Raw genomic sequence first — 19803 nt, 5'->3', positions numbered from 1 at the left:
GTACCCAAAGTCATGCCGGAACGGGGATGGCACCTCCTTTTCGCTCCTGAAAAGCCCGTTTCTTCTTTCACGGCCAAAACTCCTGCAGAATTGGCACGGTCTTTGCTATTAGGTGGGTGTAAACAAAAACAGGGCGCCAAGCCGAGGCAAACCGCCAAAGATTGGACCCACATCCAAAGAGGTTAAAATTATGACACAGTTTATTCCGAGCACTTTCTACGGTATCCAGAACTTCCTTGACAACTTGAACGCCTGCAACGCCCAGAACGAATGCAGCTACACGCCCAAGGCCGACTACTATGAAGTCGACAACGGCTTCATGCTTGAAGTGGAACTCCCGGGCGTTAAAAAGGAAGACTTGGACATCCAGGTCGAAAAGAACATCATCACCGTCAAGGCAACGCGTAACCGCAAGGAAAGCAAGTTCACTTACGAGCGCAGCTTCCGCCTGGCCGACGATATCGACACCGAAAACATCAAGGTCTCCCTCGAAAACGGCGTCTTGTCGTTCACCTTGTCGAAAAAGCAGACAGCAGCAGCCCGCAAACTGACGATCGACTAAACCCTAAAACGGGGTCAAAAAACACGAAAAACGCCCTCCAAAAGGGCGGAAATCGTGTAAAAATTTCTCTTTTTCATCATGCTCCTTCCCCAAAAAAGGCCCCGAAAGGGGTCTTTTTTGTGTAAACTTTTTGTTATGGACAGTTTGTCAATGAGCCCTTTGCTTTTTCCGGAACAATTTACCCCGCGGAATATATTTTTAAGGGCAATGAGGCTTAAAGAGTGTATTTGGGCCAAAAAAGGAGTAAGTATGGGAAAACAGTTCTCTACGCTGTTGTCAGCAGCACTTGTCGCTGCATTGTGCAGCAGCGCTTCAGCATATACATTGAGCGGAACCGTTACCGATAAGGATGGCAAGGCTATCCAGGGTGCAGACGTCAAGCTCATCAAGAAAAACAAGTCCACCACCACGGACGCCCAGGGAAAATTCACCTTCAAAGAAGAAACGATCGGCCTTACGCAGGCTCGTAGCGCCGGCGGCTTCAGCGTCACCAACGGTGTCTTGAATTTCACCCAGAATGGTAACACCCCGGTTCAAGTCAAGATTTTCGACATGGTCGGTAACCAGGTCTTCGCACAGACCTTCCAGGGTTCCGGTTCCGTGGACCTGAATTCCGTTATCGAAGCCCAGGGCACCTACCTCGCCCGCGTCAAGCTCGGTTCCGCACAGGAAACGATCCGCTTCAACGCCTCCGGCAACTTCTCGGGTTCCGCCATGCAGGGCCACAAGGCTCTCGCAAGACTGTCTAACGACAAGGACACCTTGAGCGTCGCCTTCGAAGGTTACAACACCTACAAGACGTACCTTCCGAACCTCGACACAACCGTGAGCATCAAACTCACAGAAGCTGGTTCCTCCGTGAATCCGGGCTCGGGTGACGAAGAAACATTCGCCTTCGGTTACGCCTTGAAGAACACTCCGCGTCCGAGTAAGGGTTGCGGCAAGAATTCTTCCATCAACTCGATCGGTTCCGTCGAAAACGGTCAGAAGTTCCAGATCAACGTCGGCGGCAAAAACCGTATCTTCTTCCTCACCTTGCCGAAGAACTACGACAACTCCAAGCCGCACAAGGTTCTCATTGCAAACCACTGCATGGGTTCCAAGGCCGAAGACTTCGTGCACCATTCTCCGGACTATGACCATCCGACTCCGTACTATGGCCAGCAGAACCTGGACAAGAACGGCGACTACATCTTCGCCGCTCCGCAGGGTAATGACAATGGTACTTGGAACGGACAGGAAGACCACGATTTCGTCAACCAGATGATTACGACGATCCAGGACAACTACTGCGTCGATACCACCCGCGTGTTCGCAACGGGCTTCAGCTTCGGCGCCATGTTCACGAACTCTCTCGCCCAGCACATGCAGGACCGCCTCCGCGCTGTGGCTGTGTATGCTACCGCCGACTACAACATTTGGCTCCCGTCCAACACGGGTAAGCCGATCGCCTGGATGGGCGTGCACGGTAAGAACGACCAGATGTGCAGCTATGACCGCGCCAAGAACAGCGCTCTTCCGCGAATCCTGAAGAACAACGGTAAGCCCGGTGCAGACGGCAAGTTCACTGACGCAAGCTCCGAAAAGCCGACCGAAGTGAACGGCAACACCGGACACGTCTGCTACGACTTCAAGACCGTCGACGAACGCTTCCCGGTCAAGTGGTGCAGCTGGCCGGGTGGACACCAGTGGACCGCCCACGACAACGGCAGCATGAACGTCGGTGCCGGCTGGCAGGAAACCTGGGTACCCGAAGAAGTCCACAAGTTCTTCGAACAGTTCTAAAATTTCCTACACACACACTCCAACCTCAAGGGCGTACCATCAACGGTACGCCCTTTTGTTATAGCAGCCCTCGGGCACCCTTCGGTAAAAATCATTTTGTAGATAAATCGTCCACGGGCAGGGCGTTTTTCCTTGCGACTTTCATCGCATTTCGGATTAATTTATAAGAAGGTCTGGTGAAAAAAAGGAGTCATGATGAATACACCTAATCTATTTACGGCAGCATGCCTTTTGGCCTTCTGCGGCTACGCATCTGCCTATACATTAAACGGCACTGTTACCACTAAAGACGGCAAGGCCATTCAAGGGGCCGACGTAAAGCTCGTCAAGAAGAACAAGGCCACCACCACCGACGAACAAGGCAAATTTACCTTCAAGGAAGAATCGGCCCATTTGAACGCAGTTCGTAGCGCCGGTAGCTTTAGCCTTACCAACGGTGTCTTGAATTTCTCTCAAAACGGGAACTCCCCGGTACAGGTCAAGGTTTTTGACTTGGTCGGAAACCAGGTATTCGCACAGACCTTGCAGGGTTCGGGTTCCATGGACTTGAATTCCGTCATCGAATCGCAGGGCACTTACCTCGCCCGCGTCAAGCTCGGCTCGGCACAGGAAACCATCCGCTTTAACGCCACGGGCAACTATTCGGGTTCCTTCAAGCAAAATCGAAACGCCCTCATGAAAGTCGACGGCGCCGACAAGGACACCTTGAGCGTGGCCTTCGAAGGCTACGAAACCGTGAAGGTCTACCTCCCGAATCTCGATACGACGGTCACGATCAAGATGAACGAAGTGTCTACCGAAGAAACATTCAAGTTCGGTTACGCACTCGGCAACTCGCCGACCCCGAGTAAGGGCTGCGGCAGCAACTCCAAGTTGCAAAAAGTCAAGAGCGTCGAAAATGGCGACCAGTTCCAGATACAGGTAGGCAGCGACAGCCGCAAATACTTTATCACCTTGCCCAAGAATTACGACAACACGAAACCGCACAAGGTTCTGTTCGCATTGCACTGCTACGGTAGCAGCGGCGAAGACTTCGTGCACCACGCCGCCGACTACGACCATCCCACTCCGTATTACGGCCAGCAGGTGCTCGACAAGAACGGCGACTACATCTTTGTCTCGCTCGACGCCATTGGCGGCCTGTGGAACAAGGGCCAGGGCGACCATGACTTCTTCGCCCAGACGCTCACCACCCTGAACGAGAACTACTGTATCGACACGAGCCGCGTGTTCATTACGGGCTTCAGCTACGGCGCCATGTTCAGCTACTCCCTGATGCAAGACATGCAGAGCCGCGTGCGTGCCGCCGCCACCTACGCCGTGGCCGATTACAACATCTGGCTGCCCGAAGGCAACAACATGAAGAACCTGCCGATTGCTTGGATGAATGTCCATGGCAAGAATGACGGCCGCTGCGATTACAGCCGCGCCAAGAACAGCGCCCTCCCGCGTATTCTGAAGCGTAACGGCAAGGCCGACGCAAACGGCGACTTCACCGACGCCAGTTCCGAAAAGCCGCAAGAAGTGAGCGGCAATACGGGCCACGTCTGCTACGACTTCAAGAATGTGGATGAACGCTTCCCCGTCAAGTGGTGCAGCTGGCCGGGTGACCACCAATGGACTGCTCACGACACCGGTAACATGGGCGTGGGCTGGAACTGGGAAAGCACGTGGGTGCCGGAAGAGGTACACAAGTTCTTCGAACAGTTCTAAGACCGCTCGGCTCTATCGCATAAACCAGAATGTGATATCGCCTCGCTCTCGCAACAGCCCCAGCTTAACGCCTGGGGCTTTTTGCTCACGGTAGACCGCTCAGCCCTAACGCAAAAAAGCCCGCATAAAGCGGGCTCTAAATTATCACATACATGAATCAAAGAAAAACTTAGAGAGTCAAGCTAGGCCAGGCGCGAGCCCCCGTAGCGTACTAAGTCGTACGTGAGGGGGCGAGTAACGCCGCATAGCGAAGACTATATAAGTTTTTCTACGCGGCTGCACAGGCTTTCGGCCTCAGCCGCAGTCGGTGCTTCTGCAATCACGCGAATAACCGGCTCCGTATTGCTGGCGCGCACATGCACCCAGGACTTTTCGTGACCGAGCCACAGGCCGTCGCGTTCATCCATGGTCCAGCCGGCGAATTCTGCCTTGACCTTCGGCAAGATGTCTGCGACCTTCTTGTCGCCGAGTTCGAATTTCTTCTTGGGCATGGCGTAAGACGGATTTTCGGCAACGAACTTTTCCGGGCCGCCGTTATGGTGAGCCATCCAGCTGAGCACGAGAGCGGCTGCCACCAAGGAATCGCGACCGTAGTGGAGTGCCGGCAGAATCACGCCGCCGTTACCTTCGCCACCGATCACGCAGCCCTTTTCGATCATCTGCAGGCTCACGTTGATTTCGCCCACCTTGGCGCGGCTGAATTCGCAGCCGTACTTTTCGGCAACGTCTTCGTTCATGCGGCTTGTAGACAAATTAACGCATACACTACCCTTCTTCTGGCTAAGCACTTCTTCAGTTGCAATAGCGAGCGTGTATTCTTCGCCAATGCTCTGGCCAAGGCCATCCACAAGGGCGCAGCGGTCTGCATCGGGGTCCACGGCAAAGCCGACAGCGCAGCCGTTATCCTTCACGGCCTTGCGCAGGTCGCCCAGGTTTTCAGGAATCGGTTCGGCACCGCGCGGGAAGGTGCCATCGGGTTCGCAGTGCACACGCACCACTTCGCAACCGAGCTGTTCCAACAGGCGCGGCACAATGTAGCTGCCGGCGCCGTTCACGGCATCCACTGCCACCTTAAAGTGCTTGGCCTTAATGGCTTCGACATCCACGAACGGGATCTTCAATGTGCCATCGACGTGAACGCCATCGGCATCCTTCATGAATTCATACTTGCCCATGCCGCGGTAATCCGGATACTGGAAGTTATCGGCATCGGCCAATTCGAACAACTTCTTCACGTCATCGGGACCCAGGAACAGGCCCTTGTTGTTCAAGAACTTGAGAGCGTTCCATTCCAGCGGATTGTGGCTTGCGGTAATGATGATACCGGCATCTGCCTTGAGTTCGGTCGTGAGGATTTCGACCGAGGGCGTCGTCGAAAGGCCGACTTCCACAACGTCCACGCCCGACAGGCGGCAAATGCCTGCCACGAACTGGCTAATGGCATCGCCAGTGGGGCGGCTATCGCGGCCGATCACCACACGCTTGGCCTTGGTAATCTGCAAAAAGGCACTCACATGGCTCTTAAGAACTTGAGGGGTAAGGGTATCACCCACGATTCCGCGGATACCCGAAATAGAACGCATTAATTTAGACATGAGCTACTCCAATTTTACCAAAAAGATACAAAAATATTATCTATAATTAAAGAGCTATCGGGTTTAATACAATGAATCCTTTATTCAATCTAGAGAGCATCTACGTTGCAAACATCATCGGCATTATCTTGCTAGCCGTCATGATCGTCTGCAATCTCTGGCGTCTGCAAAGTAAGACTCATGCCAACATGAATCTACTGGCCATGATGTTCCTCACCTTGCTCAGTTGCGTTGCCGACCCGATCTCTTACACCATGAAAGGCCTGCCGGGGCTCCTCCCGAAAATCGCCGTCTACGCCACCAGCACCTGGCTCTTTGCAGCTAACATGCTTTCCGTGTTTTGCTGGAACCGGTTCCTCGCCTACTACCTGAACGGCAGCATGTCCAGAAAGACCCGCCGCATGCTGAACGTGACCGTATCCATCGGTTTGCTTCTTCTTGTCATCAACTTCTTCCATCCCATTGTCTTCTCGATCGACGCAGACAATCTTTACTCCCGCGAAAAGTTTTATTTCTTCTTCTTGATCATCGATTACCTTCTTGTCATCAACAGCCTTATCACTTACTACAAGAGCAAGAGAAACGGCGGCATCCTCAAGTTTTTCCCCATTTGGGTGTACATCGTTCCCATCCTTTTAGGCGGAGTCATCCAATCCCTCTTTTACGGCATCTCCGTTGTTCCAACAAGCATCGCCATTTCGATTGCAGGAATTCTCGCAAGCCTGCAAAACGAAATGATCTACCGCGATGCGCTCACAGGCATTTTCAACCGGGCCTATCTGGACTACAAGCTCAATAAATTCGCAAAGCGCCCGAACAAGCAAAGCATCACGGGCCTCATGCTCGACCTGAACGGCTTCAAGAAAATCAACGACGACCTGGGCCACTCCATCGGTGACGAAGCCTTGATTGCCACGACAAGAATTCTACAAAGGGCCGTTGGCAGCCACGGAATCGTCATCCGCTACGCAGGCGACGAATTTATCATCCTCATCAATACACAAGACGACTCCGAGACCCAGACCTACATCGACAGAATACAGAAGCTTTTTGAGAAATACAACCAAGATAGCGAAAAGCCTTACAAGCTAACCGCATCTATCGGTTCGCACAAGCTAAACCTCAAAGAAGAAAGCGTCGACAGCTTCATCAATACCATCGACTCCCGCATGTACGAGAACAAGAAGGCCTTTTACGCCTCCCATAGGGTTCTAGATCGCAGAAAGCACTAAAAAGTCCGCTTTGTATTACACGGTATCACACGAAAGCGGTATCTTACATATTTATTACCTTTTTTACGAAAAAGATATTATATTAAGGATGGGGAATCGTATGGAACCGACTTTTGAACTTACAGCGGTTTACGCAACAAATATATTCGGGATTGTGTTACTTGCCGTTTTAATGGCAGGCAACGTTTGGCGCTTTCGTGAAAGAGGATCCGAGAACGCCTACCTTCAGCTGTTACTCTTCTTCACGTTCTGTACCTGTGTCCTAGACCCCATTGCCTACACTGCAGACGGTCGCCTTGGAACAATCGCCCGCATCGTCGTTTACGGCGGCAACGATCTTCTATACCTCACCAACATGTTCAGCTGCTTTTTCTGGCTTCTATTCCTTGCAGAGCACTTGAACTTCCGTTTTTCGATCGCGCACCGCAACATTCTCGGTTTCATCGTCGTACTCGGGGTAGTCCTTGTCATCATCAACAATTTCGTCCCGATTATTTTTGACATCTCTGCAAACAATGTCTATACCCGCAGATACTTCTGGATCTACACCATTATAGATTACGGGCTCATGCTGGACAGCCTTATCATCTATTTCATTTGCAAGCACAAGGGCGGTCCTCTTAAATCCTTCCCCATCTGGATATTCTTTGCCCCGATCATTGCAGGCACTATCGCCCAATCCCTCTTTTACGGGATCTCCGCGATTTCTTCGTGCACGGCCATCGCAATTGCGGGAGTGTTCTCGTCCATTCACGGCGAGCGCGTCTATAGGGACAAGCTCACCAACGTTTACAATTACGCTTACCTGGCAAACCTTGGCCGCGCCTACAAGAAAAAGAAAGAACTGCACGTCACGGGCATTCTCGTAAACATCAACGGATTCAAGAAAATCAACCACGACTACGGCAGAGTTATAGGCAACAAAGTGCTTGTGCAAATGACCAAGATCTTAAACCGCGCCGTCGGTGAACTCGGGCTCATCATCCGCTATTCCAGCGATGAATTTATCGCCTTCATCAACACCACGAACGAAATGGCCGTGAGCATGTGCATTACGCGTATCCGTTCCAGCCTCAACGAGCTCAACACCTTTAGCAAGTCCTACAAGCTCACCACCTGCATTTGCAGCCAGAGCTACGATCCTTCCAAGAGCATGGACGATTTCATCGACGAAATCACCAGATCCATGGAAGAAGAAAAGACCAGCTATTACACGCAGCTGCAATACAAGCGCCGCGATGGCGAAGAATAATTTTCCGGTTTAACTACTTCAGAGCCGCTTTGATGTCGTCGACAGAACCGACGACTTTTTGCTTGTTGTTCCAGATACGCATGAAGGTCTTGCCATAGTGTTCAACCACCACGCGGTTATCGAGAATAAGCACCTTGCCCGAATCTTCTTCGGAGCGAATCAAACGGCCAAGGCCCTGACGCAATTCCATGAATGCTTCGGGGACAAAGAATTCCTTGAACGCATTTTTGCCTTCGGCCTTCATCTTGTTGGTAATTCCAGCAACCAGCGGATCCACCGGGTTCGGGAACGGGAGCTTCGGAATCACAAGCAGCTTTAAAGCGTCGCCCGGAAAATCTACGCCTTCCCACAAGCTCTGGCAGCCAAGCAGGCATGCACCGCGAGACTTGCGGAACATCGCCACAAGGCCATCCAGGGCGCCGTCTACATGCTGGCACAAGAGCAGCTTGCCCTTTTCGGCAAAGAGCGGAGCGAGGGCCGCCTGCGCCTTCATCATGGCAGACACACTGGTAAAGAGGACCATCGTATTTTCTTCGACTTCGGGCAAAATATGCGCAAGCGTATCGTTCACGGCATCGTTGTATTCCGGAGCCGAGGGCTTGGGCAAGAACTTCGCGACTATCACCGAGCGGTTTTCGTCACTCTTTGCAGATTCGTTATACACGCGCAAGAACGGGGACTTCTTTCCGCCCGGAGCGTCCATGCCCATCTTTTGCACAAAGTAAGTCAAGTCGCCCTGAACCGAAAGCGTCGCCGAGGTAAATGTGGCAGACTTGATCCACGGATAGAATTTTTCTTTCCAGGTGGAGCTTGCATCGAGCGGGCTTGCATGCAACTTGATGGTGTGCGGGTTGAAAGGTTCTTCCATATAGAAGGCCCAATCTTCGCGGCCCGCCTTGGTAATGAATTCAAAGTCCTGCAAGAAGCGAGAAAGTTCGGTCATGCGACCGCCCACATCGCTCAACAAGCCCGAAAGAGCCTGCTGCGCACGCACCGAGGCGGCCAACGTATCAGCAAGCTTGATTGCATTGAGACCCTGTTCAATGAAGGCGCTGGGGTCAGCTTCGTATTCAGCCAAAATGCCCGAAGTGTAGGTAAAGCCGTTGCGGGTGTTTTTCTGCTTCGCGAGTTTCTTGCCAATCTTCATGAAGAATCGGTGCAGAGCCTTTTCGGTTTCAGAAAGCGATTCCGAAAGGTTGACGCAGAGTGCGCGGATTTCCGTTTCTTCGACAGGAAGGCGGCGCTCGATTTCAGCCAACAGGCCATCGCGATTTTCATTTTCGTGGCCCTTCGACGGAACGAGAGTCTTGATGATGTTCCTGAGCGCAAAGAAAGAAATGGTACGGCCAAATGCCTGACGGCTCACCTGCGGAAGTCTATGGGCTTCATCGAACACGATGTGTTCATAAAGCGGGAGCAGGGCAAAATCGAGACCCATGTCGGCAAGGAACAGCGAATGATTCACCAGCACCAGGTTGGAATTCATGGCGCGGCGCTTGGCGGCCAATGCCGGGCACTTGCCGTAATGCGGGCACTTTTCGCCGAGGCAGGACTTTGCAGAGCTTGCAAGTTTGGACCACAGCACGCGATTGCGGCCCTGGCTAAAGGAATTGCATTCGTTCACGTCGCCCGTTTCGGTCGTAAACACCCACGGCACAATCGCCATGAAGGAATCGCGTTCGTCGTGCAGCAACAGGCTCTGCGGCGCCTTCAGGATTTCTTCGAACTTGCGAAGGCACAGGTAATTTTCGCGGCCCTTGAGCACGGCCGATTTGAGCTTACCGTCAAACAGGCTTGCAACCATCGGAATATCTTTGCTAGAAAGCTGTTCCTGCAGCGCCCGGGTCGCGGTGCTTATCACCACGCGCTCGCCCGACACTGCCTTGCAGGCGGCAGACACCAGGTAGGCAAGCGACTTGCCCGAACCGGTCGGGGCTTCAAGCACGCAAAGGCCGCCCTTGTGCATGTTGCGTTCCACCACCGAGGCGTAATCCTGCTGGTTGTGGCGGATCTGGAAATTTTCCACCTTCGTCGAAAGCAGTCCGCCTTCCTTAAAGAATTCACTGACACGCGGGGCACGTTCCTTGGCCGGCGCATCTTCGAGCGGCGCATCCGGCAACTTGTACTGCGGAAGTTCGGCAGCCCCTTCCGATTCGTTCCAGACCAACGCCCAGTCCGATCCCCTGGCCACCTTCGCCAGGGCATTCACAAGCCACGGGTCCGCACTGGCAATCTTGTTCAGCGCCATCACAAAAAGCTCGCCACACGCAATGGCATCCGGCAAGGCGCGGTGCGCGCGGCTCCGCTCGATGCCCAATTCCTGCACCAGGGTGTCCAGGCGGTGATTCGGCACATTCTGGTAGGCAATGCGGGAAACCGTGAGCGAATCCCACACCGGATGATTCTCGAACGATATGCCGACCTTTGCAAAAGTCTGCTTCAGGAACTTGGAATCAAACATCGCATTGTGCGCCACAATCGGCAAGTCCCCAATGAACGAATAAATCTTCTGGGCGACAGCCGCAAAGGGTTCCGCATTTTCAAGGTCGGCGTTGCTGATACCCGTAAGGCTTTCGATAAAGGGGCGGAGCGTCACACTCGTCGGCTTGACCAAGTAATCGACCGATTCGCCTTCTACACCGTTTTCAAAGCGCACCAGCGCCACCTCGATGATTTCGTCTTTTTCAAAATCGAGGCCCGTCGTTTCCAGGTCAATTGCAACGAATGATTTCATTTCCATTAGAATCCTCTTAAAAACTTTTTTGCCGGCGTCGCTACAGGGCAGGCACCACGTCAGTCAAGCTGTCCAACACATTTTCACCGTTCTTGACTTTGAGCGTATCGTTAATGGCTCGCCACGGGGAACCATAACGGAGCGGGTCCACCGAACCGCCATCCGGCAACATCTTGCCTTCTTCGGGCAAATAATAATCCATCAGGTAAGCACCTTCCACCAGGTCGCCAAAGCTAAAGCTTCCGTCGGCCTTGCAGTTTTCAAAATAGTAGTTCCTGGTTTCTGCCGAAAGCAAGCGTACCACCGTCTTCGCAGAAGCACCCGGAATCTTACCATTCAACTTGGCAAGTTTAAGCTTGCTCACCGTCTCGAACTTTTGCAGGCGCTGGTACTTGAGTTCTACCACCGTATCGCGCTTTCCGTTGCTGTCGGCAGCGGCAAGAGTCGTATCCATATAGCCCATCAGGAAATTCACCGAAATATCGGTGCCCCACGGCGCAGGCTTTTCAACCGCAAAACGCACCGGGTCCATCTGTTTCACCTGAACTTGAGTCGTATCCTTGTTGATCGCGATATAGAACGTCTGTTCCAAGGAATCGAGCTTGGGCTTGTCAAAGAACACCACCAGCGAATCGTCCGGGAACAAAGTCTTCGCCTTGGAATTCGCCCTCACGCCAGCCACCTTCGGCGGAAGCGTATCGCCTTCCATCTTCTTCCACTCCCACTCCACTTCGTTGCGGAGCGTATCGAGCGTGCGGAACAGGGAATCCTTCGCCACCGAGCAAATGAACTTGTAAAGCACTTCCTTTTTCGGTGCAGGGTCAAAATAGAACTGCGGCCTATTGGTACTTGAGCCCAGATAAACCAGCTTCGGATAGAGTTTCTTCTTTTCAGGAGATTCCAAGTAGCAATTCGAGGTATCCGTAAAAGCGGAATCGAAGTACACGTTGCGCGTAAAGGTCGCCTCGAGCACGTTGGCGTACGGCTGCGTCACCGAAGAAAGTTCGAGCTTGGTCGTATCCATGTCGGCAATAGCAAGCCACAAGGTATCCTTCGTCTCGGCGGTCAATTCCAAGTCGCCCGTCCAAAGGCCCACCTGTTCTGTCGAAAGTTCGATTTTCTGGTTGCCGTTACCGTCCATAAAGGCGACGACGCGGTAATGGCCCGCCTTAAGCCCCGTGAGCGTAAAATGGCCGGCACTGTCTGCGCGCGTCAGGTACAGCGGCGGTTCCTTCAACAGCATCGGATCCTTGCTCAGTTCCTTCGTTGTCGTATCGCGGTACTTGTCCAGGTAATGCTTGGATTCGCGTTCCTCGCCCATCAAGAACAAGCCGATACTCGGGTATTCCTTTTTGCGGGCCATGGCCTGGTCCACAAGCACTCGGCCCGAGAGCGTCAACGAATCGATAATCGAGCCTGTCGAGAACACCACGTGGAAGGGCTTTGCCAAGGCATTGCCATGCAAGTCCTTGATGCCACCCGCAAAGGTCACGGTGTAAGTCGTTCCGGTATCGAGCACCGCACGCGATGTGAGCACAAGCGTCTTGCCGCTCACTTCAAAGCGCAACTTCTTGTCAATTGGAGGCGAAATGGAAACAGCGCTACGCGGAATCGACGCATTGATCCATTCATCGAATTCGAGCTTGATCATGAGCTCGTTGGGGTGATTCGTCGTATTCGGGGCCGGATAAACGCCTGCAATGCGCGGAGGAAGTTTATCTTCGGGACCACCGCTTGGCGCCACCTGCGTTGCGCACGACAGGAATACCGTCGTACACAAAGCCGCCAAAGCGGCACCGTATTTTTTCAACAACGAACGCATTAGTCAATCATCTGGATAATCTTGCCGAGACGACCCCAGCGGATTCTAAACGGCAGACGCCACCAAGTAAACGGATTCTTCAAGGCGAACGCTTCGTCGTCGTTTTCGAACGAGAAGTAAATCACGAATGCCTTGGCACGGATGTTGCGGAGCGACACAAAACCCCAATAGCGGCTGTCGGCAGAATTGTCGCGGTTGTCACCCATCATAAAGAACTGCGGCGTCTTGACCACGTAGCTTTCAACGGGCTTGCCGCCCACGAGCAGCTTGCGGCGGATTTCGAACTTTGCCTTTGCCGGAGCATCGAGCGTATCGCCGGCAACGCCTTCCACCGTCTTAGCGCCATCTTGCGGAGCATCGACATCGACCAATTCCACCGTTCCGGCGTTATCTTCTTCGGCCTGGTTCAGCAAGGCCACGTTGCCTTCGAGGTCTCGCAACAAGGAACCTTCAAATGCCATATAGCTCACCGGGCGAGTGAATCCGCCCTGGATATTCGGGTCAATCATGGGCAAGTACGTCATGCGCGACAGTTCCCTGAAGTATGCAAAGGACATCACGCCAGATACCGTATCGCCCTGGGTCAGGCGCTGCTGCAGCACCATGCGGTTCCTGCGGAAAAGTTCATTCAGCGCAAGGCCGCGATCATTTTCCACCGGAATCTTGAATTCCTCGAAATCGTAATTGTTGATTTCGACAGAATCCTTCCACAGGGAAATATCAAGTTCCACCGTTTCATCGGGATTTTCTTGAGCCACCAGCGAACGCAGCCACCACAGTTTTTCGAGCGGCATCGATTCTACCGTGAACGTATCGCCCACAGAGGGCACCACGAATTCATCGCGTTCATCGCGCGGAGAGAACGTACGGGCAGAAGCCGTGTACTTGCCGCGACCGGGCAAAGTGTCCTGCATCTTGCCATTCACGAAAAGACGACCCTTATGGACAGCGACCGTATCGCCGCTCACCGCCACGCAGCGCTTAATGTAGTCCTTCGGACCGTCAGCGTAGTGGATCAGGTGCGGTTGGCCCGCCTTCGGTTCGTGATCCCAATAAAAGTTTCCGAACATGAGCGCGTTAAACAAGTGGGTATAGCGCTGCGGATTGCCATCGGGGTATTCCGGCTCGCCCGGGTAACGGAAGATTACCACGTCGCCCTTGGCAGGGTATGCGTAGCCCGGGAATTTCTGGTTGCTAAACGGAATCGGAGAGCCGTAAGTAAACTTGAGGCCCAGCAAAAAGTCTCCCGTATGCAACGTATCTTCCATCGATCCACTCGGAATTTGGAAAGCCTGAATCACATACTGAATCACAATTAAAGCAAGAGCCACCGGAACAATGATTTCCCGGAGCAGGCCCTTCGCAAACTTTTTCCACGAAAACGGTTCTTTATTATTTTCCATCGGAATAAACTATTAGAGGTTACGGATTTTCTTGACGAGCGAACGGCTCACCACCAGCTGGGTTGCAGCCTTGTCGCGAAGCACCATCACCATGCGACCGGCATCACCCTTACGGCATTCGGCAATGTAATCGATTGCCACAATATGCGAACGGTGCACACGCGTAAAGTGCCTCGGGTCCAGTTTCTTTTCCAGTTCCACCAGCGGTGTATCAATCACATACTGGCCGTTCACGGTATAGACGGTCGTGTACTTTTCTTCGCTGTGGAAACGAATCACTTCGTCAATATTCACAAATACAATGCGGTCGCCCACTTTCACCTGCAAACGTTGCAAGTACAGGCCACTCATGTCCACAAGATTACGCAACTTTTCCCAGTTCAAGTCAGAGGGAATCGTCGTGTCATCCACCTGCGGAATCGCCTTGCGCAATTTTTCAATGGCTACAGCCAAGCGTTCGGGCACCACCGGCTTCAAAAGGTAATCCACCGTATTTTCTTCAAAAGCCTTCAGGGCAAAATTATCGAACGCCGTCGTGAATATCACGAGCGGCACATCGTCGCCCTGCAAAGAATGCAGAACTTCAAACGCATCCATATCGGGCATCTGGATATCCAGAAACACCACGTCAGGAATCATTTCGTGAATCATCTTGACAGCCTGCGCACCAGAGCCCGCCTCCCCCAAGATTTCAATCTCGGAAGTATAAGGTTCCAAAAGCGAAATCATGCGCTTGCGGGCAAGCGGTTCGTCGTCAATGACAAGTGCAGTACACTGCATATTACTCCTTGGGCTGTTCTTCCTTCTTAACCGTGTCCGCGGCAACAGAATCATTGGCGGTCACATTGGCCGTATCCTTAGCGACATCCTTTGCAGTATCTTTCGCGAGCGTCTTCGGCTTAACCTTGAAAATGCGGATCAATTCAGACTTCATGCCGTCTTTGTCTTCGTAAACGGTACCGGCCGCCGTCATGTACTGCAAATTGCCGAACTTGGCGCGCTTGAAGTTCCAATGACCTTTGCCCCCCTCAAGAGACACCTTGATTGTACTGTCGGTCACGGCATACGTTCCCTTCAGGGAATCCGTTTCCATCGTATCGCGCAAAACAAGCTGAATCGCTTCTACGGAGCTGTCTTCGCCAAGCGTCATGCGCACCATACGGCTAGTGCAGTCATCGCACGGCAGGCTACCGGAATAAAGCCCCGGAACATCCTTCGGGATTTCAATCGGCGGAAGATCCGGCAGGGGCTCGGACTTTTCCTCTTCACAAGCCATCAGGGCAAAAACAGCAAGCAACGGCATTGCCATTCTTGCAACAGGTAGAACCACGGTTTTCAACTTCTTCATGGTTCACAATTTAGCAATTTAAGTTTTAGACAGGCTTTTAAAACGCCTAAAATCCCTTGGAATAGACAACCCTAAAACCGACCATCTGACTATGGTACTTGGGGTCTTTCTTGTCGCGTTCGGCAGAAGCAAGCGCAGGCGCCTTATCGGACCACCCGCCGCCACGAATTCCCTTGTACTTACCCTCAACAGGGCCTGTATAGTTCTCTTGCGAAACCGTCGGATACGCGCTGTACCAATCGTTCACCCATTCGGCGACATTGCCCGCCATATCGTAAAGGCCGAGCGCATTCGGAGTAAAGCCGGCGACCGCCACAGGTCCCTTATCTTGTGCGTAATACGCATATTTCGAGGCCACATCGGTATCCCAGTAGTAGGTGGTCGAAGTACCCGCGCGAGTTGCAATTTCCCATTCCATTTCAGTCGGGAGTCGTACAGTCGTCGCAGCGTAGTTTATAGACAAATTAATCAATTCACCACCATCATTGACCGACTCGTAAACGTAAGCCGTATCCAACCCCGCCTTTTTAGACAGCGCATTGCAAAAGAGAGCTGCATCGTACCAGCTCACATTGAAAACCGGAAAATCGTCGCCCAAGTCGTCATCTTTAGAAATGGCACCCATGACTTTGCGATACAGGCCTTGAGTCACCTCGGTTTTACCGATTGCAAATGCATCCACCCGGTATTCGACCGTCCCGCGAGAATACGCAACGGCGGGAACGCTCACCATTTCAACCAAATCTTGAATCGAATAATCCGAAGAATCCGAATCCGTCGAAGAACTAGAAGTCGCCTTGCTGTCGGAACTCTTGTCTGCACTCGCATTTCCGCCACGATGGTACGTGGGCGATGCATCGGCGGAATCCCCATTCGCCGTACAGGCGACTAGGGAAAACACAGCCATACCGGCCAACAGGAGCCCCATTCTAGACATTACTTCACCACTCCTACGCGGTAGAGTTTCTGCTTGGTCTTGCCGCTTTCAAATTTTACCTTGAGACGAGCGGTATAGACATCGGAACCCAAGTCCTTCAAATCGAGGTTTTCAAACTGGTTGCGACCTTGCTTCACATCGCTCATCTTGGCCTTGAATACGCAAAGACCCGTAATATCGTAGAGTTCAATGGTCGCATTCTTTGCATCCGCACCCACTTCAAAGCGGGCCTTCGCCTTGCCGCCACGAACCGGGTTCGGAAACATGAAGAATTCCGAAATTTCATCCTTCGAAGAAACCTTCTTTACGTCAGCAAGCTTGGAGGCATCAAAGTAACCCGTACGTTCGTTACCGCCAGCGGGGAGCGTCCATGCGGCATCCGATTCTGCGGCATCGCTAGAGGCCTTGCGCAGGCGGAAAGCGGTCACACCGTCGCGATGCAATGCATAAAGTTCCGGTCCCTTCGATTTCTTGTCAGACACGGCATTCGCCACAAAGATGCTCATCGGCTGAATCACGCTTGTCGAATCCATGTCTTCGTAGCTGCCAGCCGCCAGCGGGAAGCCATCCGTCACCTGCTTGCCCTTGCCTGTAAACGCATACACCAGACCATCGCTGCTCGGCACCAGGATTTCAGGCATATCGTCGCCATTGACGTCCACCAGAATCGGGTCGCTAAAGAATCCATAAACAGGCGCACCGCGGCTAATCTTCACCGGGAACCCTGCAATCGGAAGTCCCGAACGGTCCAGCGCATAAACCAGATTATCGCCCAGGAACACGATTTCGGGGTAGCCATCACCGTTGATGTCACCGATAGCAATGCCCGAGGTTTCATCCTTCAAGCCGCTCGTACCGGCGGCGCCGCGCTTGTAGCTCTTGGTCCAGAGCGCTTTCAGTTCCATTTCGCCCTCGACGTATGCAGCCACCGTACCGCGACTGCCCACCACGATTACATCGTCCGATCCATCGCGGTCCAAATCAGTGCATGCAATTTTCCACCTTTCACCGGACACACCATCCAGTTTCTTCCCGTATTTTTTATAAACAAAATTTTCGGCCGTCACAACAGCAAGGGCGAAAGCATCATCCGTTCTTGAGCACTTTACCATATCGACAACGGGCGCAGGAATTTCACGTATAGGAGCGGACTTCCCGTCAAACGACGCCCCGCTAAAGGTCCACACAAAGTTCCTTCCTTCCGTTTTATCTGCAACCATAATTTTTCCATCATAAACCAGAGGCCCCGCCGTCGCGGAATCGATGTCAATTTCCTGCTGCACCGGGAATCCGCCCGCAAAAGACGTCTTCACGAGTTTCTTGGTATGCAAGCTGTAAACATCCTTGCCGTCGCTTGCCATGCCTACCAACGGACCGTAGCTTGCGCCCACACGGTACAGAGGCACCTCGCGTTCGGCGCTGTTACGGGTCAAAGTCTTCTGCTTGATAACCGTATCCGCCGGGAACAAGGTGTCGCCCATCGCATTGAATACCTGGAGCGTTCCATCCATGGCGCCTACGACCAAGAGCTTTTCGCCATCTTTTTCAGGATCGTCTACAAACACGGCGCCACGCACGGCAGAGGCAAGGCCAATGTTACGCGGGAATTCGGCACCATCGATGCTTCCGTCGTCAATGCTAATGGTCACGCTAATCTTTTGCGCGCCAAAGTTCACCACGCTATCGCCCATGAACGAATTAGAGGTCTTTTCAACACGGGCACCCTTCGGCACATTCACCGCAATCTTGATTCCGGTATAGCCGCCCTGGGTTGTCATGGTGTTTGCATAACCGGTAGAACCAATCGTCTTGACCGTATCGAACTTTTGCTTGGAATCCTTGCCCGGCTTGCGCAAGTGCGGCAACAAGTCCGTACCCGAGCCGTAGTCATAAGTATCTTCGCCAAGGGCATTCTTGAACGTCTTGCCAATGCTCAAAATGCCGTCAGCTTCCACCATCGCGATACCGAACTGGTGATCGCGCAAGGTGTCGCCACCCCAGAAGTTCGCGATGCCATATTCCAAGGTTTCGCGCAAGTACCAGTCATTCACGCGCCACACCACAATGCCGCTCGCCGGGAGGCCCGCATCGTAGCTGCTAATGTCGACGATAACGCCCTTCGCCTTTTTCTTGTTGGCCTTGCACTTTTTCGCACAATCCACGCTATCTTCAAAAACCAAATGTAAGCTGTCTACAGGCACGGTCTTGATTGTCGTATCGGAACTTTCGCCCGCACCACTCAACGACACGCTGACTTCGCCTTCTTTATTCCAGCTGCGCTGACGGTTTTCAATCAGCAAGTATTCGCTTGCGCTTAGCGGGACTTTCACGATTTCAGTTCCGCTTCCCGTTCCAGCCGCCGAAATTTCGACTGTCACAGGCTTACCCGCCACCGGGCGCACTTCTTTTACCGGAGTCCAGCCCATGTAGGCGCGTTCCCATGCCGCCGGCAGCGAAGGCAAGAATCCATTGCCCGCGTTGTAGCCCGCAAAGTCCATCACATCGTAATAACCCAAGCGGCTAATGCCCTTCACCACATCGTAGGTATTCGGGAGCCCCAGTTCGCGCGCGATCTGGTTCACGATGATTCCGTTCACGCCCCAGTTCAGGCCGTCTTGCGACGCGGTTTCGCTCGTGACCATGATTGACTTCAGCGTATCGACGGCAGCGCCCTTCAAAATCAGACCCTCGGCCACCAGCGAATCCTTGCCATTCGCCTTCTTGCCTTCCTTATGGAATGCCGCATTCTTGATCGAATCCGGCAAGTACTGCCAGGCGGACTTGTCAATGTACACATCCATGAAGTCGCCCGGCGTATCGGCGCCGCGCGTTCCCATGCTACCGCCATCGACCAGGCGGCTTGCGCCCGCATGGATAATCATGTAGGCACGCTTGGTATTCGGGTTTTTCGAAAGCGGTTCCTTGAACGGAGAATCGCCCGATTCGTGCGCTGCCATTACGGCGTCATAAATAAACTGCAAGTAGTCGCGGCTGCGGGCATCGTCGAATTCCGCGGTCTTTTCGCCTTTCATCTTACTCGTGCGGTTATAATCGATAATCTGCTTTTTCAGCTTGTAGGCGCTCGATTCCTTCGGATAAATATGCGCATCGATCACCACATTGCCGTTACTCGCCTTGTTAAAGTAGGCGTTGGCAAATTCAAAATGCTTTCTCCAGTAAGGAGCGCTGTTTCGAACCCCCTGCGGGTCCAGGCTATAGGCATCTTTCTTCGCCTTGTCCGAATCAAAAAGCCCCGTTCCTGTCGTCAGGCTGTTATCTGTCTTTTCTTCGGCAAATTCCACACGAATGGCAAACACCTGCAGCGTATCTGCCGCAAACGTCGTCGCTAAAGAGAATAGCCCAAAAACCAATGCAAAAATCTTAGCATTCAACTTCATAACCATAATTTACAAAAAAACA

13 protein-coding genes are annotated in these 19803 nt (G+C 52.8%); 5 read left to right on the top strand and 8 right to left on the bottom strand.

What is annotated here, in order from left to right; genetic code table 11:
• The first annotated feature begins 190 nt into the window (after positions 1–190).
• The 3 genes from B7989_RS10885 to B7989_RS10875 all read left to right on the top strand — a co-directional run bounded on the left by B7989_RS10885 (position 191) and on the right by B7989_RS10875 (position 4060).
• Entirely contained in the window at positions 191–562 is a 372-nt protein-coding gene (locus tag B7989_RS10885; RefSeq protein ID WP_088628511.1) for an Hsp20/alpha crystallin family protein, read from the top strand.
• Between the two features lie 249 nt (positions 563–811).
• Positions 812–2347, top strand: coding sequence for a carboxypeptidase regulatory-like domain-containing protein (locus tag B7989_RS10880; RefSeq protein WP_088628510.1), 1536 nt, complete (start codon positions 812–814; stop codon positions 2345–2347).
• A gap of 192 nt (positions 2348–2539) precedes the next feature.
• Positions 2540–4060: a T9SS type A sorting domain-containing protein gene (locus tag B7989_RS10875; protein WP_088628509.1), complete on the top strand. Its 1521-nt coding sequence runs from the start codon at positions 2540–2542 to the stop codon at positions 4058–4060.
• 254 nt (positions 4061–4314) lie between these two features.
• Here B7989_RS10875 and glmM read toward each other — a convergent pair whose 3' ends face one another.
• A complete protein-coding gene (glmM, locus tag B7989_RS10870) occupies positions 4315–5655 on the bottom strand; it encodes a phosphoglucosamine mutase (RefSeq protein WP_088628508.1) in 1341 nt (446 codons plus the stop codon).
• 71 nt (positions 5656–5726) lie between these two features.
• On the opposite strand from glmM, the gene B7989_RS10865 reads away from it, so the two are divergent.
• Entirely contained in the window at positions 5727–6887 is a 1161-nt protein-coding gene (locus tag B7989_RS10865; RefSeq protein ID WP_088628507.1) for a GGDEF domain-containing protein, read from the top strand.
• A gap of 100 nt (positions 6888–6987) precedes the next feature.
• Positions 6988–8139 carry a GGDEF domain-containing protein gene (locus B7989_RS10860; RefSeq protein WP_158212901.1) on the top strand — a complete coding sequence of 384 codons (1152 nt, stop codon included), beginning with the start codon at positions 6988–6990 and terminating at the stop codon, positions 8137–8139.
• 13 nt (positions 8140–8152) lie between these two features.
• On the opposite strand, the gene B7989_RS10855 is transcribed toward B7989_RS10860, so the two are convergent.
• The 7 genes from B7989_RS10855 to B7989_RS10825 are packed head-to-tail and all read right to left on the bottom strand — an operon-like array spanning position 8153 to position 19781.
• Positions 8153–10879, bottom strand: a complete 2727-nt coding sequence (locus tag B7989_RS10855; protein WP_088628505.1) for a helicase C-terminal domain-containing protein — start codon at positions 10877–10879, stop codon at positions 8153–8155.
• 34 nt (positions 10880–10913) lie between these two features.
• The gene (locus tag B7989_RS10850) at positions 10914–12695 is read right to left on the bottom strand and encodes an Ig-like domain-containing domain (protein WP_088628504.1); all 1782 of its coding nucleotides are present in this window, start codon (positions 12693–12695) and stop codon (positions 10914–10916) included.
• On the bottom strand, positions 12695–14098 hold the full coding sequence (gene lepB, locus B7989_RS10845) for a signal peptidase I (RefSeq protein WP_088628503.1): 1404 nt from the start codon (positions 14096–14098) through the stop codon (positions 12695–12697). The genes B7989_RS10850 and lepB overlap by 1 nt, the downstream gene beginning before the upstream one ends.
• A 12-nt stretch (positions 14099–14110) precedes the next feature.
• Positions 14111–14878 carry a LytTR family DNA-binding domain-containing protein gene (locus B7989_RS10840; RefSeq protein WP_088628502.1) on the bottom strand — a complete coding sequence of 256 codons (768 nt, stop codon included), beginning with the start codon at positions 14876–14878 and terminating at the stop codon, positions 14111–14113.
• A 1-nt stretch (position 14879) separates the two neighbouring features.
• Complete coding sequence (locus B7989_RS10835) at positions 14880–15446, bottom strand: copper resistance protein NlpE N-terminal domain-containing protein (RefSeq protein WP_233144374.1); 567 nt, start codon at positions 15444–15446, stop codon at positions 14880–14882.
• Between the two features lie 46 nt (positions 15447–15492).
• Positions 15493–16383: a formylglycine-generating enzyme family protein gene (locus tag B7989_RS10830; RefSeq protein WP_088628500.1), complete on the bottom strand. Its 891-nt coding sequence runs from the start codon at positions 16381–16383 to the stop codon at positions 15493–15495.
• On the bottom strand, positions 16383–19781 hold the full coding sequence (locus tag B7989_RS10825; RefSeq protein ID WP_088628499.1) for an FG-GAP-like repeat-containing protein: 3399 nt from the start codon (positions 19779–19781) through the stop codon (positions 16383–16385). The genes B7989_RS10830 and B7989_RS10825 overlap by 1 nt, the downstream gene beginning before the upstream one ends.
• Between the last annotated feature and the right edge of the window lie 22 nt (positions 19782–19803).

This window comes from Fibrobacter sp. UWB5 (genome assembly GCF_002210295.1).
In the GTDB taxonomy this organism is placed as follows: Bacteria; Fibrobacterota; Fibrobacteria; order Fibrobacterales; family Fibrobacteraceae; genus Fibrobacter.
Note: the sequence above shows the minus strand (reverse complement) of the source record. Positions and strands in the feature narration are given on the sequence as shown.